Genomic DNA, 21,195 nt, shown 5'->3' with positions numbered 1-21,195 from the left:
CGTATATTCACGTTTTGCGTGATACGACGGCAATATGGCTCGCTAACGTGAATGTCTGCGGCAACTTGAAGCAACAGGCCATATCCGCCGCCTCCCGCACCGCCGCCTCGGCCAGCCGGTGTGCCAGTCCGAAGCTGACCTTGAAGCCGCCGGTCAATGCGATCAGGGACGGATGGTCGGGATGCGCGCCCACCATCGGGTCACGATCAACCGCCTTCGGCCGCAGGCCCGCCCAGCGTTCGAGGACCTCCGCATCGGCCAGAATCGGCGCCATGGCGCGGGCCGCGATCAGCAAGTCATCCAATTGGCCGTCCGTCGACAGTGGGTCGTCGAAGCGATTCTCGCTGGTGCTGCCGATCGCCACGAGCCCGCCCTCATGCGGGACGATATAGAGACCGTCGCGAAAGATCACCGGAAGGCTGCCGTCGACATTCGTCTTCAGCAAGGCGGCCTGACCCTTTACTGGCTGGCCCAGAGACGATTGACGGCCATGCGTCAGCAGGTCCAATATAGGGAAGGAATCATGCCCGGCCGAAAGGATGCAGCGTCCGAAGCGGATATCGCCCTCGCTCGTGGTCGCCACACCCCTCTCCGGATCGATGCCATCGATGCGCAAGCCCTCCATCAGCCGCACATGCCTGGCCCCGGCAAGAAAGTTCACCAGGACTTTCAGCAGGGCCCGCGGGGCAACACGGGCTGCGAGCGTATCGAAGACGAAACCGCTTCCGCCAGCCGACGGATCGATCCAGCCCTGAACGGGTGCAGCGCCCAGCACATGCCAGTGAAACTCACGCCCATCCTGATGCCAATGCGTTTCGGCATCCCGCGAATGACCGCGCGCGATCTCCAGCAAATGCGGCTTCGGCAGCGGGATCAGCCGACCGGCCCTTCGGTACCCGGCAGAAAGCCCGGTCGCCGCCTCCAAGGCCGCAATTTCCTTTTCCAGAGATACGAGCGCATCGAATTGAAACTGCTTCTTCACGGACCATTTGTCCGGCATATGCGGCATCAGCGCGCCGAGTAGGCCGCCGCTTGCGCCCTGCCCGAAGCGGCCGGCATCGACGAGCAGTGCCTGCATGCCGAGGCGTTCGGCATGAACAGCCGCCCACAGGCCCATAATGCCGCCGCCGCCGATCAGCAGATCGACGGATGATTGACGGGCTGGTCTTTGGGGATTATCGGCTCTTTCCATGACAGATCCAATTTCCGATCGGACGAAGGCGTCCGAAACCAATGCGGCAAGCCCAGAGCTCGAATGGCGCGACGGCGATATGCCCTATTCGACGGCTTTTGGCGACCATTTTTATTGCCAGACCGATGGCCGGCTGGAATGCGGCCATGTCTTTCTGGCCGGCAACGGCTTGCCGGCCCGCTGGCAGCACGCACGGAACTTCCTCATCGGCGAATTGGGCTTCGGCACCGGCCTGAACTTCTGCGAGACATGGCGTCAATGGCGCCAGCAAGCGACATCGGGCTCTGAACTGCATTTCATGTCCTTCGAGCTTTACCCGATGCGGGCTGAGGAGATCGATCGCGCCCTGTCGCATTGGCCTGAGATCGACAGCGAACGCCAGGCCCTCGTTGCCGCCTGGCCAAGCGATCCACAAGGCATGGTATCGCTGAGGCTCGACGCCCACACGCGCCTGACCGTCGCCTGCGGCCCGGCGCTCGATGGCGTGCGCAACGCGCAACCAGGCTTCGATGCCTGGTATCTCGACGGGTTCGCGCCCTCGCGAAATGCCGACATGTGGTCGCCGGAACTCATGCAGGAGCTCCATGGCAAGACGGCTGCGAACGGCACTTTCGCCACCTACGCGGCCGCCGGTTTCGTACGCCGCAATCTGCAGGCGGCAGGCTTCGTCGTGGAGCGGCGGCAGGGCTTTGCCGGCAAGCGGGAAATGCTCTGCGGGGTCAAGCCGGCTTAACTGCTGGAGCGATCGGCCTGAAGAGCCGCATCGCCAAGCCAACGCTGCATCTTGGCCTCGAGAAGCTCGGGGCTGATCGGTTTCGACAGGCAGTCGTCCATGCCCGCCTCCATGCACATCACGCGATCCACATCCAGCGCATGCGCCGTGACCCCGATGATGGGCACGTGCCAACCCTGTCCGACTTGCGCCTCGACCTGCCGGATCATTCGCGTCGCCTGATGGCCATTCATGACGGGCATGGTGACGTCCATCAGGATCATCGACGGCCGCAACTGGCGCCATGCATCCACAGCCGCCTGACCGTTCTCTACGACGAGGAAGCGCAGGCCCGTCGCCTGCAGAATTTGCGTGAACACGATCTGATTTACCTCATTGTCCTCGGCGACGAGAACGTCGATGGCATTGCCGGGTTTTGGCGAGGCCATCTGTTCGGTGGTCCCGATCGCGGCAGCGGCTTCAGCCTCCAGCGGCGATGATCTGACACCGGCGCCTGTCTGGCCGTTGGTCTTCCGCCGGCGCGATGTGCGCACGACGTCGATAATCGTGCTGCGCAACACATTGGCGCGCACCGGCTTCATCAGATGCACCTGGCCGTTGACGGCCGTGAACTCCTTGTCGTAGCCGACAACACCCATCGATGTGAGAAACATCATGGGCACTGAGTCGAAGCGCGAATCGGCGCGAACGGCACGCGCGACCTGATAGCCGTTCATACCGGGCATACTGTAATCGATGATCAGGGCATCAACAGGCACGCCCATGTCGAAAGCGGCGTCCAGAATGGCGAGCGCGGTCTTGCCGTCCTCGGCCGCGTAGCCGTCGAACCCCCATTGCGCCAATTGCCCGGTCAATATGCGCCGATGGATCTCATTGTCTTCCACGACCAGGATGCCGACGCCCTTGACGTTGGCCGGCAGATCCGGAGATTTGCCGCGCTCGGCAACCAGCGGCATAGGCAGATCGACGGTGAAGACCGATCCCTTGCCCCATTCGCTTTCGATTGAGAGCGAACCGCCGAAAAGATCGACCAGACCGGCCGTGATAGAGAGACCGAGGCCGGAGCCCTCGAGACGGCGCGCGAAGGATGAATCCGCCAGCGAGAACTTCTCGAAAATGGTATCGAGCTTTTCATCGGGAATGCCTATCCCCGTGTCCTCGACGCGCAGCGTCAGCACCGAGTCGCTTCCGGGGGACGACTGGCTATCCAGTTCGACCAATACATGGCCGCGCTCGGTAAATTTGATCGCGTTGCCGACGAGGTTGGTGACGATCTGGCGGAAACGCCCGGCATCCCCAAGCATCGCGGCAGGCACGCCGGGCGCTGTGCGCACCAGCAATTCGATATGCTTCTCCGCCGCGGCAGCCGCCATCAGCGTCGCAACATCCTCGACCGCCTCCACCGGATCGAATGCCACCTTGCGCAGATGCATTTCGCCGGTGTCGATCTTCGAGAAGTCGAGAATATCGTTGATAATGGTCAGAAGGGCGGTACCCGACTTGACGATGATGTCGACAAACGTCTTCTGCCGGGCGTCGAGATCGGTCTTGCCAAGCAATTCCGCCATGCCCAGAACTCCGTTCATCGGCGTGCGGATTTCATGACTCATATTCGTCAGGAATTCGGACTTCGCACGATCCGCCGCATTGCTGCGAGCCAGCAGAAGCTGCAGATCCGCTTCGCGCTCCTTCATTTCGGTGACATCCGTCAGCACGACGATCCAACGGCGATGCTCGCCGACCGCGGCATCGAGCTGCATCCACCGGTCGCCGACGACCTGGAACACGGCAGAGATCGGCTTGCCGGCCGCGATGCTCTCGCCCCAGCACTCGCGCACGGTCTCCGGATCGTCGCCGAAATCGCCCCGTCCGGCGCAATAATCGAACGCGACCGACCAGTTCCTGCCGACCTCCAGGCTTTCCGCCGGCAGCTTCAGCATGTCCTTCAGCGTTTCGTTTGCCAGCACGATCACGCCGTCCTGCACGATCAGGAGCCCTTGACACATGGCCTGCATCGCGTCGGCCATCAACCCCCCAAGGCGCTCCAGCGCCAGGCGGGTCTCGGTGATCTCCTGGGATTTCTGTCGCACGGAAGAAATATCCGTGTAGGACACCAAGGTCCGGCCATTCGAAATACGGCGTGCATCGATGATGACGGACTTGCCGTCGGCAAAATTCACTTCCGTCTGCAGATGCGGCCCTGCCTTGCGCAGGGCGGCCAGGCGCGCCTCATAGATGTCGTCGACGCTACGGTAGTCGGAGCCGAAGCGCTCGAGCTCGAAGTGCTTGGCGATGAGATCGCGATAAGGCCGGCCTTCGAAACGCTCGTCCTTGGAGAACCCCCAAATGTCGTAGCAGGCATCGTTGACGTATTCCACGATGTAGTCGCTGTTGTGGATCAAAACCCCGATCGGCATCGAACGGAGAGTATTGTCGAGATCCTGATGCAGCGCCTCGGCGCGGGCTTGCGCCTCCATCAATTGCGTTTCTCGCTGCCTCAGCGCCGATGTATCGGTTATGGAGCCAACGGCATAGTGGCCGCCATCGGATGTTACGGCGCGGTTGACGCGGATCTTGACAGGATGCTTGATCTGCTGCCGATCCACCATTTCGCTTTCGAATTCGTGCCCACGCCCGTCCTTCAGCGCGACCTCGTTTTCGGCAAAGAAGTCATCCGCGCCGACATCGAACATCTCATGCTCGGTCTTGCCAAGCATTTCCTCGCGGTCGAGCCCGGTGATGGCGGCATGAGCCGCGTTGGCATAGATCAGCCGGTGGTTGGCATCGCGCACGAAGGTCGCAACCGGCAGATCCTCCAGAACTGTGCGGAAAAAACCGACCTCATCGAGGCTCCCACCCTCTTTCCCGTCAGTCGAGATATCGTCGGATGCGGCCGGGGCGTCGACAGACATGCCGAACACATAGACGCGGTCTTCCGAAGGTGAAAAGCTTTCGATCTGCATGCGGGCGCGCTGACGACCCGTGGGATCGAAGCAGAGCGCCGTCTCCTCGGAGCCGAAGACGAGCGCACGCCGCTCCCTGTCTTCCCGGTCGGCGCTTTCGACGGCGTCGAGCACATCGTGGCTGCGGTTGCCGATGAAATCGGAGATATCGCGCTGGAAGAAGCGCGCATAGGCCTCGTTGACGGCGACGTAGCGCAGCTCGCTGTTCTTGATATAGGCCGGCCTATCCAGATTGGCGATCCGGCGGCAGGCCATCTCCAGCAGTTCACCGTCCAGATTCAACGGGATCTCTCTTCTCACCGCACACGATAGTTCATGAAACGACGCTCTATCACAAATCGCTTTAACAACGCGTTAACCATGTTTAACCCGGCATGCAACGTCGCGTTCAGGCCATGCACTATCCTATAACGGTCATGCCTTCGTCGCAAACGACGGCGGCACGGCGCTCTAAACTCTGCCAAGAATCCTCCGGCGGACAATTGGGAGCGAGCACTATGAGCGACGAAGATAGCCTGGCCCTGAACGAATCGGAGACCGCGGCGGCTCCAGTCGAACGGCGAAGACGGACAGGCGGGCGCGGCGGCGAACGCAGCCGCAAGCCGAGCGGCGCGAAGTATCTCAATCTCGTCAACAATCTCGCCCGCACGGAGCTTCTGTCGCCCGAAACCCTGGACGACATTCACGAGGCATCGCTGACCATCCTCGAAGAGATCGGCATGGATATCATCCTGCCGGAAGCGCGCGACCGCATGAAGGCAGCCGGTGCCGACGTCACGCCGGGCAAGGAGCGCGTCCGCTTCGACCGCAACCTGATCCTTGAGCTGATCGCCTCCGCGCCCTCGACCTTTACCCTCCATGCCCGCAATCCCCTTAGAAACGTCGAGATCGGCGGCCGCAACCTCGTCTTCGCCCAGGTCGCCTCGGCTCCCTTCGTCGCCGATCGCGAAGGTGGCAGGAGAGCCGGCAATCAGGAAGACTTCCGCAAGCTGATCAAGCTTGCCCAGTCCTTCGACATCATCCACATGACCGGCGGCTATCCCGTCGAGCCCATCGATATCCATGCATCGGTGCGCCATCTCGACTGCCTGTCCGACATCGTGAAGCTCACCGACAAGGCGTTCCACTGCTATTCGCTCGGCAAGCAGCGCAATCTCGACGCGATCGAGATCGCCCGCATCGGACGCGGCATTAGCATGGAGCAGATGGAGCGCGAGCCGTCGCTTTTCACCATCATCAACTCCTCCTCGCCGCTGCGCCTTGACGGGCCGATGCTGCAGGGCATCATCGAAATGTCGTCGCGCGGACAGGTGGTGGTCGTCACGCCGTTTACCTTGGCGGGTGCGATGGCGCCGGTGACGATTGCCGGCGCGCTGGTGCAGCAGAATGCCGAAGCACTGTGCGGCATCGCCTTCACCCAGATGGTACGCAAAGGCGCGCCGGTCATGTACGGCGGCTTCACCTCGAACGTCGACATGAAGACGGGCGCGCCTGCTTTCGGCACGCCGGAATACATGAAGGCTGTCATCTGCGGCGGCCAGCTCGCCCGCCGCTATGGCATCCCCTACCGAACCTCGAACACCAACGCTTCCAACACGCTCGACGCCCAAGCGGCCTACGAATCGGCGCTTTCTCTCTGGGCCCTGACCCAGGGCGGCGGCAATTTCGTGCTGCATGCCGCCGGGTGGAGCGAAGGTGGCCTGACGGCTTCGTTCGAGAAGTTCATCCTCGATGTCGATATGCTGCAGATGGTCGCCGAATTCCTGACGCCGCTGGATGTCAGCAGCGACGCCCTGGCGCTCGACGCCGTGCGCGACGTCGGCCCCGGCGGACACTATTTCGGCACAGCGCACACGCTTGCCCGCTATGAGACCGCCTTCTATTCCCCGATCCTCTCGGACTGGCGAAATTATGAGACCTGGACCGAAGCCGGGAGGCCGACAACCTACGATCATGCCAACCGCGTCTTCAAGGAAACGCTCGCCCGCTATGAGCGTCCCCCGCTTGATCCGGCAATCGAGGAAGAGCTCGACGCCTTCGTGGCCAGGCGCAAGCAAGAAGGCGGCGTTCCCACAGATTTCTAAAGGGAAATCAATAGGTTTACCTATTCCATCATGAACAAAATTTAATGTCGCGGCCGTCTTTCTAGCCGCGACTTCGCCCCGTTTCCCGCGCACCGTCAAGCTCGGCTTCGGCTTGGAGGCCTCTTTTTGGGAAAGGGATTTCGATGTCTTTGCTTCGCACTTTAACCACGGCCGGCATGATCGCGCTGACGCTCGGCAGCGCTGCCGCCGTAACCGCCACCAATGCCAGCGCCTCCGATCGCGGCGCATTCTTCGGCGGCCTTGCCGCCGGTGTCGTCGGCGGCGCTCTGGCGGCCGAAGCGGTACGACCGGCATACCCGGCCTATCCCGCCTACTATTCTGAATATCCGGCGTATTACGAAGGCCCAGCCTATGAACGGGTCTATGTGCGCCCCTATCCGAGCTGCTATTGGGCATGGCGTCACGATGGCTGGGGCCGTGCCTACCGTGTCGAGGTCTGCCGTTGAGGCTTGAAACGCCACCGCGCCAAGAATGCGCCTATCAGAATTCCAGAGCCGAAGATGCCGCCGGATTTCCGGCGGTATTTGTATGTCCATGAAGGAAAGCTTCCGGCGCCCTCTTGACTTTGGCCGGGAATAAGACCAAATGCGGCTCAGCTTTCACCTTCCGGCCGCCGCGTGAGCGTGCCCTGCGGGACTTAGACGTACGCAAGAGAAGGACAAAAGCGCTTTAGATAACGAGACCGCACCCAAGGCGGTCAGATGCGCTGGAAAGCTTTTTCCAACTTACAAGTTCCCACTTCACGCGGGGTTCTTGACGCCAGAGACAGACCGGACCGCATGGTGCGATCCGGCCTATTTGCTTTGGCGCCCCGAAAGGTACTGAATTGACCGATTTTAACTCGCTTGGTCTCTCCAAGCAGATCGTCGATACGCTGTCGCAGAACAATTTCACGACGCCGACGCCAATCCAGGCTCAGGCTATCCCGCTTGTTCTCCAGGGCCGCGATCTCATCGGCCTCGCCCAGACTGGCACCGGCAAGACTGCCGCCTTCGGCCTGCCGATCATCGAAATGCTGTTGAAGGACGCCAAGCGCCCCGACAACCGCACCGTCCGCACCCTGATCCTCGCCCCCACCCGCGAACTGGTGAACCAGATCGCCGACAACCTGAAGCTCTTCGTCCGCAAGACGGCGCTCAGGATCAACGTCGTCGTCGGTGGCGCCTCCATCAACAAGCAGCAGCTCCAGCTCGAGCGCGGCACCGATATTCTCGTCGCCACCCCCGGCCGCCTGCTCGACCTCATCAGCCGCCGCGCACTGTCGCTCGGCCAGGTCAGCTACCTCGTCCTTGACGAAGCCGACCAGATGCTCGACCTGGGCTTCATTCACGATCTGCGCAAGATCTCAAAGATGGTCCCGGCCAAGCGTCAGACCATGCTGTTCTCGGCCACCATGCCGAAGGCAATCGCCGATCTCGCTTCCGAATACCTGACCAATCCGGTCACGGTCGCAGTCTCGCCTCCCGGCAAGGCCGCCGACAAGGTGGAGCAGTATGTCCACTTCGTTTCCGGTCAGAACCATAAGACCGAGATCCTCAAGGAAACGATTTCCGCCAACCCGGATGGCCGCGCCATGGTCTTCCTGCGCACCAAGCATGGCGCCGAGAAGCTGATGAAGCATCTCGAACATGTCGGCTTTGCCGCCGCCTCCATCCACGGCAACAAGAGCCAGGGTCAGCGCGAGCGTGCCCTCAAGGGCTTCCGTGACGGCGAAGTCCGCGTTCTCGTCGCCACCGACGTCGCTGCCCGCGGCATCGACATCCCCGGCGTCACGCATGTCTACAACTACGATCTGCCGGAAGTGCCTGACGCCTACGTCCACCGCATCGGCCGCACGGCGCGCGCCGGTCGCGACGGCATCGCCATCGCCTTCTGCGCTCCGGATGAAATCCGCCTGCTGCGCGACATCGAACGCCTGATGGCCATCGATATCGCCGTTGCCAGCGGCGAGGCTCCGGCCGATCGCGGCCGCCCGGTTCGCGCCAACAACCGCGCAGGCGGTCGTGGCGGTCAGGCCCCAGGCCAAGGTCGTGGTGGTGCGGGTCAGGGACGTCCCGAAGGCCGTCCCGCACGTCCGGCTCGCCGTCCTCATCGCGAGGGCGAAGCCGGCGAAGCCCGCGCCCATAACGGCGAGCGTCAGGAACGTCGTCCGCAGCGCGAAAACAATCGCAATGCCGACTTCCGCGGCCAACGTCGCGACGAGCGCACGCCGCGCCCGGAAGTGGACAATGATCTCACGTCGACATCCGATTTCCGTCCGGCCAAGAAGCCGCAGCACAATGGCCACGCAAATGCCAATGGTGCTGCCCACGAAGCCGGCGCCCATCGCGGTCCCCGCCACGCGCACGGCCGCCCCACGGGTCGCCACGACGATCGTGGCCAGAACGCTCAGGGCGAACAGCGCAAGGACGGCGGCATGAAGCGCCGCGGCCCGGGCAACGGCGGCCAGCGCCGCGAACGCGCTTGAACGAATACAAAGGGGGTCGATCGGCCCCCTTTTTTATAACCTATGATGCCTATTCCGGCACAACATCCGCTGTACGCCGGTTGGTCAGGTAGACGCCGATCACCACGACGGCCGTACCGATGATGATCGGCAGGGTCAGCGGCTCGCCGAAGGCGATCGCCGCTTCGATGGCGACTGCCGGCGGCATCAGATAGATCAGCGATGCGGCGCGCGAGACCTGGCCTCGGCGGATGAGATAAAGCAGCAGGCCGACCCCGCCCATCGACAGACCGAAGACCGACCAGAGAAGAGACAGGATCGCCGTCTGCGTGCCGTCAAAATGCAGGCCCTCGAATATGAAAGCCAGCGGCACGGTGACGATCAAAGCGCCGACATATTGCAACGTTGCAATGGTGCGAAGATCGCCGGTTTGCAGATAGCGTTTCTGGTAAAGGGTGCCGTAGGTTACCGATGCCATCGCCAGTAGATTGACAGCAAGCGGAACCACGGCCTGCCAGAGATTGGCCGTCTCCGGCGTCAGCAGCTTCGGCGAGATGGCGATCGCAATACCGATAAATCCGAGCAGCAGGCCAAGACGCTGGACAGGCTGCAGGCGCTCGCCGACGAGAAACGGCGCCGCCATGGCCGTCATCAATGGCTGCAGGGCCGCGATGATGCCGGCCATGCCGGCCGGCACACCCTGGGCGATCGCCCACCAGAGGCCGCCGAGATAGATGCCGTGCAGGAAGATACCGGAATAAACAGCCCGAAACACGCTCGACCAATCGCGCGGCCACCGGGCGCCGGTAACCGAACAGAGCAGCACGAAGGCAAGCGCCGACAGGCTGTAGCGGATCATCAGAAAGGTGAACGGACCTGAATGCAGCGAGGCGTATTTGGCAACGATCCAGCCGGTGGACCAGAGAACGACGAAGATCGCCGGCGCGAATTTATCGAGGGACATGGAAGGCTGACCGATGTGCGTTTGATGCGCGGAAGCCGGAATCGGAGTCGAATTCGGAGTGTCGCGCGGGGAGCTAAAGGCTGATAGACGATGGCGGCGGAACCGTCAAAATCCATCTGCTGAAAGCAGCCATCAATTTTTCTTCACCCCGCGCTCACGATCGCCCAGGCTTAGGAAACCTCATCTGCCACCTAGGCGTTCAGTCTTCGAATGAAGCAGATGCTCAAATTTTGATCTGAGTCCTGCGACAAGGTTCGACGAATAACGGCAGCGCCACCCTTAAATGCCCGCAAATCCGGCATTTTTCCGCGCTGCGAAATTTGTATCGGTAACTGCGCATACTTCTTGCATTGTAAAAACCGTTGTATTCAAATGGGTAAAAACACGGGGACCGCACCTTTGGCATTTGATGAAATGATTACTGCGGATGAAAGTCCGCGCGAACCTTACCAAAAATACTTCGAATGGTACTCCGGCCAGGACAGAGGCCATCTCATTGCCAAATCCCGAGATGCGGAAAACATATTCCGAAAGACGGGAATTACCTTCGCAGTCTACGGACACGCAGACTCCTCGGAAAAGCTCATCCCCTTCGATATCATCCCCCGCATCATCTCCGGTCGCGAATGGCGCAAGCTCGCCCAGGGCATCGAACAGCGGGTCATCGCCCTCAACGCTTTCCTCCATGACATCTATCACAAGCAGGAAATCATCCGCGCCGGGCGCATCCCGCGCGAGCTGATTGAGAAGAATGACGCCTTCCTGCCCGAGATGATCGGCTTTCGCCCGCCGGGCGGCGTCTACACGCATATCGTCGGCACGGACATCGTGCGCACGGGCGAAGACCAGTTCTACGTGCTCGAGGACAATGCCCGCACGCCGTCCGGCGTCAGCTACATGCTGGAAAACCGCGAAACGATGATGCAGATGTTCCCCGAGCTGTTTCACCAGAACAAGGTGCAGCGCGTCGAGGACTATCCGCTGCTGCTGCGCCAGAGCCTCGCCTCGCTCGCCCCTCCCGGCTGCAAGGGCAAGCCCCGCGTCGCCGTGCTGACGCCCGGCATCTACAATTCGGCCTACTACGAGCACTCCTTTTTGGCCGACATGATGGGCGTGGAGCTGGTCGAAGGCTCGGATCTGCGCATCATCGACGGCAAGGTGAAGATGCGCACCACGCGAGGCTATGAAGCCATCGACGTGCTCTACCGCCGCGTCGACGACGATTTCCTCGATCCCCTCACCTTCCGTCCGGAATCCGCCCTCGGCATTCCCGGCATCATGGATGTCTATCGCGCCGGAGGCATCACCATCGCCAATGCGCCTGGCACGGGTATTTCCGACGACAAGGCAATCTATTCCTACATGCCGGAGATCGTCGAATTCTACACCGGCCGCAAGCCGATCCTCGAAAACGTGCCGACCTGGCGCTGTTCGGAGCCCGACAGCCTGCAATACGTGCTGGACAATCTGGCCGATCTCGTCGTCAAGGAAGTGCATGGCTCCGGCGGCTACGGCATGCTTGTGGGACCGACCGCCTCGAAGAAGGAGCGGACGGAATTCGCCGAGAAGCTGAAGAGCAGGCCGAACAATTACATCGCCCAGCCGACCCTTTCCCTGTCGACGGTGCCGATCCTGGTCAACAAAGGCATCGCGCCCCGCCATGTGGACCTGCGCCCCTATGTTCTCGTTTCCGACAAGGTGCGGATCATCCCCGGCGGCCTGACCCGCGTGGCGCTGAAGGAAGGCTCGCTGGTGGTCAATTCCAGCCAGGGCGGCGGCACCAAAGATACCTGGGTTCTGGAGGACTGAAACGGACATGCTTGGAAGAACCGCGAATGGCCTCTACTGGATGTTCCGTTACATCGAGCGAGCCGAAAACATAGCCCGCCTCGTCGATGCCGGCCAGCGCATGTCGCTGACGCGCAGCGGCGCAGTGGAAGACGATTGGGACGGCGTCCTGCAAAGCGCCGGCGTGCGCGAAGCCTATGACGAAGTGCACAGCAAACTCACGGGCGCCGACGCGATCGACTATCTGATGCGCGACCGCTCCAATCCGTCGAGCGTCATGTCCTGCATCGAATATGGCCGCAACAATGCCCGCATGGTGCGCACGGCGCTGACCCGCGACACCTGGGAAGCGACCAACGAATGCTGGATCGAGCTTAAGGCCTTGCTCGGCAAGCGGCTGAAAACAGCCGAACTGCCGGAGACGATCGACGTCATCAAGCGCCGTGCCGGATTGATCCGCGGTGCCTTCCACGGTTCGATGCTGCGCAACGAGCTCTATAACTTCGCCCGCATGGGCACCTTCATCGAACGCGCCGACAATACGGCCCGCATCCTCGACGTAAAATATTACGTCCTGCTGCCGTCGGTCTCCCATGTCGGTTCTTCGCTCGATAACGCCCAGTGGGAATCGATCCTGCGATCCGTCTCGGCGCACCGGGCCTACAAATGGGCCTACGATCCCGAATACAAGCCGGCCAACATCGCCGACTTCCTGATCCTGAACGGTCAGATGCCGCGGTCGCTCGCCTATTGTTATGAGAAGATCGTCGGTAACATCAGCTTTCTCAGCGCCGAATACGAGACGAGGCTGCCTGCAAACGATACTGCCGAAGCCATTCGTCAGTTGCTGCAGAACCTCACGATCAAGAACATCATGGATCAGGGGCTGCATGAATTCCTGGAGGATTTCGTCGCGCGCAACAACAAGCTCGGCGCCGAGATTTCCGACGGCTACCGGTTCTATGAGTAAGCGGGCGACATTATGAAACTGACGATCAGCCACATCACGGAATATCGCTACGACGAACCGTCGCAGTTCTCGCTGCAGCGCCTGCGGCTGACGCCGCTGACCGGCATCGGCCAGACGGTCCATGACTGGAAGCTCACGGTGGAAGGCGCGCGTCCGGAAGTCGAATATGATGACCAGTTCGCCAATCGCGTAACGCTCGTCTCGCTCGACGGCGAGCAGGATTCGACCCGGATCGTCGCTACCGGCGAGATAGAAACGCAGGACGTGAACGGTGTTATCGGCCCGCATAGCGGCTTCGGTCCGCTCTGGCTCTTCCTGCGGGACACTCCGCGCACCAAGGCCGGCAAGCTGACGAAGGAGATGCTGCGAGGCATCTCCGGAGACAATGAACTCGGCAAGATGCACGCGCTGATGAGCGCAATTCATCAGACGGTCGAATACAAGCCCGGCACCAGCGACACGGAAACAACAGCCGAGCAGGCGCTGGAAAGCAAGAGCGGCGTCTGCCAGGACCACGCCCATATCTTCATCGCCGCCGCACGCGCATTGCGCATTCCAGCGCGCTACATCTCCGGCTATCTCATGATGGAAGGCAAGAACGAACAAGCCGCCACCCACGCCTGGGCCGAAGCGCATATTCCCGGCCTCGGCTGGGTCGGCTTCGACCCTGCCAACGACGTCTGCCCCGACGAACGCTACGTTCGCATCGCCACCGGCCTCTGCTACCGCGACGCCGCCCCCGTCTCCGGCATGCGCGTGGGCACGCCGGGCGAAAGCCTGACGGTGAAAGTAACGGTCGCGAGCCAGGGGCAGAGCCAAAGCCAGAGCTGATTTGTGGGAATTCAGTCTGCCGAAGATATCTTTGCTGAGCGTTCTGCATACTCAACTTTTGCAGAATGCCAGTTTTAATAGCGTCGTGAGATTCAGTCGCAAAAACCCGGCTTTAAGAGGAGTCTTCACGACAATGCCGTAGCCGGTTGGAAGGTCCCACCTTGGGAAGTCAGACTTGCAACCATGAAATCCACAAAAGCACGAACCTTCGGTGAAAGTTGGCGATTGGATTGCCAGACGAGGGAGAGCGAACCGAAAGGAATCATGAACGACGTAAGAACCGGGATGAGCACGCCGGTCTGGATGTATGGCTCCGCGACATAGGCGGGCAGATGGGAAAGCCCCAGCCCGTCCAAAGTCGCCCGCAATCCTGCGTCAGTATTGTTGAAGATGAGGTTTCTTGGCAGGATAAGCCGGTCGTGGGGAGTCCGGAATGCCCAGAGCGCAATGCGTCCGCTGGATGGATATTTGAAGTGAATGCAGGCATGCCCGGCAAGATCAGCCGGTGTCTGCGGGCGGCCTCGTCGCTGGACATATTCGGGGCTCCCGCAGACAACGAAATGCTGCTGTCCGAGGACGCGGGCGATCAATCCACTATCGGCCAGCTCACCGCTGCGGACAACGACATCCACTCCCTCGGCAACGAGATCCACCACCCGATCCTCGAAATCAATGTCCAGCTCGATCTCCGGGAAGGATTCGACGAAGGATCGCAGGATCGGCATGAAGAGATGATGCCCGACGATATGAGGCATACTGACGCGTAAGCGTCCTGCTGGTCGGTTCCGACTCTGAAGAATGACCGCCTCGGCATCTCCAAGGTCTTCAAGGATACGCTTGCAGCGTTCATAGAACACCACGCCCTCCTCGGTCAGGCTCATGCTACGTGTCGTGCGATTGAAGAGCCGCACCCCGAGGTGTGCTTCGAGACGGCCTACCGCCTTGCTAATGGCGGATGGAGATGCCCCCGTGATGCGTGCAGCTGCCACATAGCTCTGCTGTTCGGCGGCGTGAACAAACGCGGCAATGCCCGTCAAGCTTTCCATGACGTCTCCAATTGAAGAAATTTTGTCCTTTAAGTAGTTCTATTTCCCGTATTTTATCAACATTAAAGATAAAATATCCTTCGACTTCAGCTTTGCAGGCACCGATACTCGATTCCTGCCGCAAGCTCGATCACGCGGGAACACAGATGACCTCAGTATCGGTTGAAACGGAGAAAGCGGGAGCCTGGTCTTCACTGGCCGTTCTTCTGACCGGGAACTTCCTCACCATCCTCGACCTGTTTATCGTTAATATTGCGTTACCCGACATCCAACGCCGGCTTCATGCATCCAATGCGGAATTGCAACTCATCATGGTGGCTTATAGCCTGACGTATGGTGCTTTGCTGCTTAACGGAGCCCGTCTGGGCGATCTCTACGGGCGGCGGAAGCTGTTTCTCGTCGGCATGGCGATCTTTGCGCTTGGGTCGCTATTGTGCGCTCTCGCGTTTTCGTCTTGGAGCCTTATCAGCGCACGCGCGGTCCAGGGTATTGGTGCGGCGCTCCTGATGCCGCAGGTCTATGCTTCGCTACGGGTACTCTTTGAGGGCGAAGGTCGCCGAAAGGCGTTCTCGGTGATGGGTGCGGTCCAAGGTATTGCCGGTGCGGCGTCTCAGGTGGTCGGAGGATATTTGCTTGTGCTCAATATCGGGGATATTGGCTGGCGCCTTGTCTTTCTCGTCAACCTTCCAGTCGCGTGCTATGCGTTGATCGCTGGAAAATGGATGATCGTGGAGACCAGGGCAGTCGCATCAACGACCCTCGATTTATGGGGAGCCGTTTTGGGAACTTCCGCGCTGACCTTGATCCTGTTGCCGGTGATGGTCGGGCAGGACTATCATTGGCCCTGGTGGGCAATTGTCGCCCCCCTGCTATCGCTTCCCGTATTCATGTGCTTCGTCTCCTACGAAGCCCGGCTGGCGCGGCGCGGCGGCATACCCATCATCGATATCTCTCTCTTCAAAAAGAAAAGCTTCGTCCTTGGAGTCTTCGCAGCATTCCTATTTTTCTCGGCGATCGGCTCGTTCTCCTTGTCTTTGACAATCCTATTGCAGGTCGGCCTCGAGCAGACCGCGCTGGAAGCCGGAACTTTTTTTGTTCCATCGACGGTCGCGTTTTTCATTGGCTCGCTTCTCTCGGGGCTGCTCGCAAAGCAGGGGGAGTACTGGACTCTGTTCTTCGGCATGTTCGTCTTTGCAGCGGGATTGCTAACCGCCGTTCTGTCGGAACTTGCCGGTGGCCTTTATATCTTGGCACTGAGCGCTTCGGTTGTTCTTCAGGGATTGGGCCAGGGCATTGTCGTTCCCCTTCTCCTCAACATGATCCTGAGCACCGTCTCCAGTAAGGAGGCTGGGATGGCGTCCGGTGCGTTCAGCACCATGCAGATCGCCGGCTCCGCCTTTGGCGTGACGATCGTTGGAACCATTCTATTCAATGTGCTGGAGCACGTTGACGGGACAACCGTCTCGGCCCATCTTGCAGAAAATGCCTACGGAGAGGCCTTTTCGATTGCAATTATCTACAATCTGGTCGCGGTCATCCTTGGCCTTGCAATATTCATCCGGCTCCGAATGTCGCGGCAACAACATCCATACGACAGCCCACAGTAAAGTGCGTTGTGGCCAGTGTCCCATTCTTCGCAACAAAATCACCACCTTTGAAAGCCCGACATTTCCTGTCGCAAAACTCAAAGTTATGCGAAAGGAAATATTCCACATATCAAAAAGGGACGGAACTTGCGTCCCGCCCCTCCCAAATTCCAAACAGCAATCTCAGTGACTGTCGCGATTGTTCGGGATTTCCGAGCCGCGTGCGCCAACCAGGAAGTCCAGGTCAGCGCCGGTATCGGCCTGCATGACGGTCTTCACATAGAGGCCGCCGTAGCCGCCGGTGAGCGGCTTGACCGGGGAGACCCAGGCAGCGCGGCGCTTGGCCAGTTCCTCGTCGGAAACCTCGAGCTGGATCGTGCGGGCCGGCACGTCGACCGAGATCAAGTCGCCGTTCTGAACCAACGCCAGAGGTCCGCCATCGGCGGCTTCCGGAGCTGTGTGCAGGATGACGGTGCCGTAGGCGGTGCCGGACATGCGCGCATCGGAAATGCGGATCATGTCGGTGATCCCCTTTTTCAGCACCTTCGGCGGCAGGCCCATGTTGCCGACTTCGGCCATCCCCGGGTAACCCTTCGGGCCGCAGTATTTCAGCACCATGATGCAATTCTCGTCGATGTCGAGATCGTCGCGGTTGATGCGGGCGTGGTAGTCCTCGATGCTTTCGAAGACCACGGCGCGGCCCTTGTGCTGCATCAGATGCGGCGAAGCGGCTGATGGCTTCAGCACCGCACCCTTCGGCGCGAGATTGCCGCGCAGAACCGCGATACCGCCCGATTGCGTCAGCGCCTTTTCTCTGGGAACGATGACATCGTCATTGTAGTTGACGACATCTTTGACGCCGGCCCAGATCGTATCGCCGGTGACGGTGATGGCGTCCTTATGCAGCAGGCCCATGTCGCCAACCGCCTTGATGACGACGGGCAGGCCGCCGGCATAGTAGAACTCTTCCATCAGATGCTTGCCCGAGGGCTGCAGGTTGACGATGGTCGGCACTTCGCGGCCCAGACGATCCCAGTCGTCGAGCGACAGGTCGACGCCGATGCGGCCAGCGAGCGCCAGAAGGTGCAGCACCGCATTGGTCGAACCGCCGACGGCACCGTTGACGCGGATGGCGTTCTCGAAGGCTTCCTTGGTCAGGATGTCGGAAGGCTTCAGGTCCTCCTTGACCATGTCGACGATGCGACGGCCCGAAAGCTGCGAAATGACGCGACGGCGGGCATCGACCGCCGGGATGGCGGCATTGCCAGGCAGCGTCATGCCGAGCGCTTCGGCCATCGACGCCATGGTCGAGGCCGTGCCCATGGTCATACAGCTGCCGGCCGAGCGGGCCATACCCTGCTCCGCGTCCATGAATTCCTCCAGCGACATCTCGCCGGACTTGACCATTTCCGAGAACTGCCAGACCGCCGTGCCGGAACCGACATCCTTGCCGCGCCATTTGCCGTTCAGCATCGGCCCGCCGGAAACGAGGATGACCGGGATATCGACGGAAGCCGCACCCATCAAGAGGCTCGGCGTGGTTTTGTCGCAGCCGCCGAGCAGCACGACGCCATCGACCGGATTGCCGCGGATCGCCTCTTCGACGTCCATGGCCGCGAGGTTGCGGAACATCATCGCCGTCGGCCTCAGCGTGCTTTCGCCGACGGAGAAAACCGGAAATTCGACCGGGAAGCCACCGGCTTCATAGACGCCGCGCTTCACGCGCTCGGCAAGATCGCGTAAGTGCGCGTTGCAGGGCGTCAGCTCCGACCAGGTATTACAGATGCCGATGATCGGACGGCCGTCGAAGGTGTCGGCCGGCAGGCCCTGGTTCTTCATCCACGAGCGATGCATGATCGCGTTCTTGCCGGTGCCGCCGAACCAGTCGTAGGAGCGCAGTCGGCGCGGCCATTCAGCTTTTTTCTTCATAGTATTGGTACCTTTTGCGTCGCCCGGGCCACCTCGTTCGCGCCCGGGCTTTGAAGTCGGCGGTCAAGCCAGCGTGTAGGCGGTCTTGACCGTGGTGAAGAACTCGGCGGCATATTTGCCCTGTTCGCGCGGACCGAAGGACGAACCCTTGCGGCCGCCGAACGGCACATGGAAATCGACGCCCGCCGTCGGCAGGTTGACCATCACCATGCCGGCTTCGGCATTGCGCTTGAAATGCGTTGCGTATTTCAGGCTTGTCGTTGCGATGCCGGAAGACAGGCCGAATGGCGTGTCGTTAGCAACGGCAAGCGCTTCCTCGTAATCCTTCACCCGGATAACCGAGGCGACCGGCCCGAAGATCTCTTCGCGGCTGATGCGCATCTGGTTCGTCGCTTCCGTAAATAGCGTTGGCTGCAAGTAGAAGCCGGGCGTGTCGCGGCTGATAAGCTCGCCGCCGAAGGCGAGCTTGGCGCCTTCTTGGCGGCCGATCTCGATATAGTCGGTGTCGGTCTTCAGCTGCTTGGCATCGACGACCGGGCCGATATGCGTGCCGGCCTTGGTGGCGTTGTCGACATTCAGCGTCTTCAGCTTCTCCGTCAGCGCCGCCACGAACTTGTCGTGAATGCCCTCGGTGACGATCAGGCGCGACGAGGCCGTGCAGCGCTGGCCGGTCGAGAAGAAGGCGGAGTTGGCGGCCGCCTCGACGGCAACCGTGAGGTCCGCATCGTCAAGCACGACCATCGGGTTCTTGCCGCCCATTTCGAGCTGGTACTTGCGGCCGTGCTCGACGGAGGCGAGTGCCACGCGCTTGCCCGTGCCGACCGAACCGGTGAAGGTGATGCCGGAGAGAACCGGGCTATCCAGCATCGCCTGGCCGACGACCGAGCCCTTGCCCATGACGAGGTTCAAGACCCCCTTCGGCAAGCCGGCGCGATGAAGGATATCGACGATAGCCCAGGAGCAGCCGGGGACGAGATCGGCCGGCTTGAAGACGATGGTGTTGCCGTAGCAGAGCGCCGGCGCGATCTTCCATGCCGGAATGGCGATCGGGAAATTCCAGGGCGTGATGATGCCGATGACGCCGAGCGGCTCGCGGGTGATCTCGACGCCGATATTCGGGCGAACGGAGGGAAGCACCTCGCCCGCAAGACGCAGCGCCTCGCCGGCAAAGAAATCGAAGATCTGCGCGGCGCGAATCGTCTCGCCGATCGCCTCGGGCAAGGTCTTGCCTTCCTCTCGGGCAAGCAGCGCGCCGAGTTCGTCCTTGCGCGCAAGGATCTCGTCGCTGGTTTTTCTCAGGATGGAGTGGCGCTCGAGAATGCCGGAGCGCGACCAAGCCGGAAACGCTGCCTTCGCGGCGGCGGCGGCGTCGGCGACATCCTGAACGCTGGCGCTTGCATAGAGGCCGACGATCTCGTTGGTGTCTGACGGATTGATGTTTTCGGCGCCGGTCGTGCCGGTCCACTCGCCGGCGATCAGATTCTGATGAATGGTCATGGCTTCATGCCTTCCTGGATCGTGTTAGAGATGCCCGGCCGATCCTTTGCGGCCAGGCTCGACGACTTACAGCTGGCGAACAGCCACATTCTCTTCGGCGGCAACCGCGAGCGGATTGCGCAGCGGCAGGCCAAATTCGGCGACTTCGATTTCGAACACATCGCCCGCCTCCGGCTTGATGCCCTCGGCAAAGGAGAGTGTCGCAGTGCCGAACATGTGCACATGCACATCGCCGGGGGTGCGGAACAGGCCGTACTTGAAGTGATGATATTCGAGATTTGCGAACGTGTGCGACATGTTCGCCTCCCCCGAAAGGAAGGGCTTTTCGAAGATCACCTTGTCGCCGCGCTTGATGCGCGACGTGCCGCGGATATCTTCAGGCGCTGCACCGATGCGGATTTCCGGCCCGAAGCTCGCCGGGCGCAGCTTGGAATGGGCAAGATAGAGATAATTGATCCGCTCGGTAACGTGATCGGAAAATTCGTTCGAGAGCGCAAAGCCGATGCGGAACGGCGTGCCGTCCTTGGCGATGATGTAGATGCCAGCCATTTCAGGCTCTTCGCCGCCGTCAAGCGCGAAGGACGGAGATACGAGTGCAGCGCCCGGCGCAGCGGCACCATAGCCATTGCCCTTGTAGAACCATTCCGGCTGCACGCCCTTCTCGCCGGCTTTCGGCTTGCCGCCCTCGATGCCCATTTTGAACATCTTCATGGAGTCGGTCAGCGTCTCCTCAGCGGCTTCGGTCGTCTTCTTGTGCATGGAGTCGCGGGTGGCGGCCGAGCCGAGATGCGTCAGGCCGGTGCCCGTCAGATGCAGGTGGGCAGCGTCGGGATGGGTGATCGGCGCCAGGAAGCGACCTTCGGCATAGGCTTTTTCCAGATCGATCGTCTCGCCGAAGCCATGTGCTTCAATGACGGAGACAAGCGACTTGCCGCTATCGGCAGCTTCCATTGCCAGTGCGTAGACGCTGCCGGCATTGGCGACAGCCTTGGCAGCATCGCCCGGCCCGTTGCGGACCGCAACGACGATCTCGCCGTTCGAACCCTTGATCTGCGAGATGAGCATATCTTTCATCCTTTCCTATCAGACAGAGAACGGATGCAATTTACCGTTCCGGCTCTCAGCGAGAGCCGGACTCTGTCATG

Annotated in this window: 15 protein-coding genes; 8 read left to right on the top strand and 7 right to left on the bottom strand. The window is 61.0% G+C overall.

The window, feature by feature from the left end:
* Positions 1-7: 7 nt before the first annotated feature.
* Entirely contained in the window at positions 8-1,192 is a 1,185-nt protein-coding gene (locus FHT28_RS02910) for an FAD-binding oxidoreductase (RefSeq protein ID WP_168595519.1), read from the bottom strand.
* On the opposite strand from FHT28_RS02910, the gene mnmD reads away from it, so the two are divergent.
* Positions 1,191-1,925, top strand: coding sequence for a tRNA (5-methylaminomethyl-2-thiouridine)(34)-methyltransferase MnmD (gene mnmD, locus FHT28_RS02905; RefSeq protein ID WP_168595518.1), 735 nt, complete (start codon positions 1,191-1,193; stop codon positions 1,923-1,925). The two genes, FHT28_RS02910 and mnmD, sit on opposite strands and share 2 nt — an antisense overlap.
* Here mnmD and FHT28_RS02900 read toward each other — a convergent pair.
* Complete coding sequence (locus tag FHT28_RS02900; protein WP_168595517.1) at positions 1,922-5,170, bottom strand: response regulator; 3,249 nt, start codon at positions 5,168-5,170, stop codon at positions 1,922-1,924. The genes mnmD and FHT28_RS02900 overlap by 4 nt on opposite strands.
* A 215-nt stretch (positions 5,171-5,385) precedes the next feature.
* On the opposite strand from FHT28_RS02900, the gene FHT28_RS02895 reads away from it, so the two are divergent.
* The 3 genes from FHT28_RS02895 (at position 5,386) to FHT28_RS02885 (ending at position 9,460) form a co-directional block, all read left to right on the top strand.
* Entirely contained in the window at positions 5,386-6,972 is a 1,587-nt protein-coding gene (locus tag FHT28_RS02895; protein ID WP_168595516.1) for a trimethylamine methyltransferase family protein, read from the top strand.
* Between the two features lie 143 nt (positions 6,973-7,115).
* Positions 7,116-7,439 (top strand): hypothetical protein, encoded by a 324-nt coding sequence (locus FHT28_RS02890; RefSeq protein ID WP_092575842.1) that lies wholly within the window; start codon positions 7,116-7,118, stop codon positions 7,437-7,439.
* A 380-nt stretch (positions 7,440-7,819) separates the two neighbouring features.
* Complete coding sequence (locus FHT28_RS02885; RefSeq protein WP_047562555.1) at positions 7,820-9,460, top strand: DEAD/DEAH box helicase; 1,641 nt, start codon at positions 7,820-7,822, stop codon at positions 9,458-9,460.
* 49 nt (positions 9,461-9,509) lie between these two features.
* On the opposite strand, the gene FHT28_RS02880 is transcribed toward FHT28_RS02885, so the two are convergent.
* Complete coding sequence (locus tag FHT28_RS02880) at positions 9,510-10,403, bottom strand: DMT family transporter (RefSeq protein ID WP_168595515.1); 894 nt, start codon at positions 10,401-10,403, stop codon at positions 9,510-9,512.
* 399 nt (positions 10,404-10,802) lie between these two features.
* On the opposite strand from FHT28_RS02880, the gene FHT28_RS02875 reads away from it, so the two are divergent.
* Genes FHT28_RS02875 through FHT28_RS02865 form a run of 3 tightly spaced genes read left to right on the top strand, consistent with a single transcriptional unit; the run spans position 10,803 to position 13,992 of the window.
* Complete coding sequence (locus FHT28_RS02875; RefSeq protein ID WP_047562550.1) at positions 10,803-12,212, top strand: circularly permuted type 2 ATP-grasp protein; 1,410 nt, start codon at positions 10,803-10,805, stop codon at positions 12,210-12,212.
* A 7-nt stretch (positions 12,213-12,219) separates the two neighbouring features.
* Complete coding sequence (locus FHT28_RS02870) at positions 12,220-13,161, top strand: alpha-E domain-containing protein (RefSeq protein WP_037194965.1); 942 nt, start codon at positions 12,220-12,222, stop codon at positions 13,159-13,161.
* A 12-nt stretch (positions 13,162-13,173) separates the two neighbouring features.
* Positions 13,174-13,992, top strand: coding sequence for a transglutaminase family protein (locus FHT28_RS02865; RefSeq protein WP_037194967.1), 819 nt, complete (start codon positions 13,174-13,176; stop codon positions 13,990-13,992).
* Positions 13,993-14,117: 125 nt separating this feature from the next.
* Here FHT28_RS02865 and FHT28_RS02860 read toward each other — a convergent pair whose 3' ends face one another.
* Positions 14,118-15,038, bottom strand: coding sequence for a LysR family transcriptional regulator (locus FHT28_RS02860; protein ID WP_168595514.1), 921 nt, complete (start codon positions 15,036-15,038; stop codon positions 14,118-14,120).
* Positions 15,039-15,184: 146 nt separating this feature from the next.
* On the opposite strand from FHT28_RS02860, the gene FHT28_RS02855 reads away from it, so the two are divergent.
* Positions 15,185-16,645, top strand: coding sequence for an MFS transporter (locus FHT28_RS02855; protein ID WP_168595513.1), 1,461 nt, complete (start codon positions 15,185-15,187; stop codon positions 16,643-16,645).
* A 162-nt stretch (positions 16,646-16,807) separates the two neighbouring features.
* On the opposite strand, the gene araD is transcribed toward FHT28_RS02855, so the two are convergent.
* From araD to araD1, 3 genes are all read right to left on the bottom strand, one after another.
* A complete protein-coding gene (gene araD, locus FHT28_RS02850) occupies positions 16,808-18,553 on the bottom strand; it encodes an L-arabinonate dehydratase (RefSeq protein WP_047562535.1) in 1,746 nt (581 codons plus the stop codon).
* Positions 18,554-18,616: 63 nt separating this feature from the next.
* The gene (locus FHT28_RS02845) at positions 18,617-20,050 is read right to left on the bottom strand and encodes an aldehyde dehydrogenase family protein (protein ID WP_168595512.1); all 1,434 of its coding nucleotides are present in this window, start codon (positions 20,048-20,050) and stop codon (positions 18,617-18,619) included.
* Between the two features lie 66 nt (positions 20,051-20,116).
* Positions 20,117-21,115 (bottom strand): AraD1 family protein, encoded by a 999-nt coding sequence (gene araD1, locus FHT28_RS02840; protein ID WP_037195415.1) that lies wholly within the window; start codon positions 21,113-21,115, stop codon positions 20,117-20,119.
* Between the last annotated feature and the right edge of the window lie 80 nt (positions 21,116-21,195).

Source organism: Rhizobium sp. SG570 (genome assembly GCF_012275345.1).
Lineage (GTDB): Bacteria > Pseudomonadota > Alphaproteobacteria > Rhizobiales > Rhizobiaceae > Rhizobium > Rhizobium lusitanum.
This window is presented reverse-complemented; position numbering and strand designations above follow the sequence as displayed.

What these genes read in the sequence shown, in the direction of transcription:
- araD (WP_047562535.1), bottom strand. Translation starts at nt 18,553, where the DNA reads ATGAAGAAAAAAGCTGAATGGCCGCGCCGACTGCGCTCCTACGACTGG.
- FHT28_RS02845 (WP_168595512.1), bottom strand. Translation starts at nt 20,050, where the DNA reads ATGACCATTCATCAGAATCTGATCGCCGGCGAGTGGACCGGCACGACC.
- FHT28_RS02865 (WP_037194967.1), top strand. Translation starts at nt 13,174, where the DNA reads ATGAAACTGACGATCAGCCACATCACGGAATATCGCTACGACGAACCG.
- FHT28_RS02890 (WP_092575842.1), top strand. Translation starts at nt 7,116, where the DNA reads ATGTCTTTGCTTCGCACTTTAACCACGGCCGGCATGATCGCGCTGACG.
- FHT28_RS02855 (WP_168595513.1), top strand. Translation starts at nt 15,185, where the DNA reads ATGACCTCAGTATCGGTTGAAACGGAGAAAGCGGGAGCCTGGTCTTCA.
- FHT28_RS02880 (WP_168595515.1), bottom strand. Translation starts at nt 10,403, where the DNA reads ATGTCCCTCGATAAATTCGCGCCGGCGATCTTCGTCGTTCTCTGGTCC.
- FHT28_RS02895 (WP_168595516.1), top strand. Translation starts at nt 5,386, where the DNA reads ATGAGCGACGAAGATAGCCTGGCCCTGAACGAATCGGAGACCGCGGCG.
- araD1 (WP_037195415.1), bottom strand. Translation starts at nt 21,115, where the DNA reads ATGCTCATCTCGCAGATCAAGGGTTCGAACGGCGAGATCGTCGTTGCG.
- FHT28_RS02870 (WP_037194965.1), top strand. Translation starts at nt 12,220, where the DNA reads ATGCTTGGAAGAACCGCGAATGGCCTCTACTGGATGTTCCGTTACATC.
- FHT28_RS02910 (WP_168595519.1), bottom strand. Translation starts at nt 1,192, where the DNA reads ATGGAAAGAGCCGATAATCCCCAAAGACCAGCCCGTCAATCATCCGTC.
- mnmD (WP_168595518.1), top strand. Translation starts at nt 1,191, where the DNA reads ATGACAGATCCAATTTCCGATCGGACGAAGGCGTCCGAAACCAATGCG.
- FHT28_RS02860 (WP_168595514.1), bottom strand. Translation starts at nt 15,038, where the DNA reads ATGGAAAGCTTGACGGGCATTGCCGCGTTTGTTCACGCCGCCGAACAG.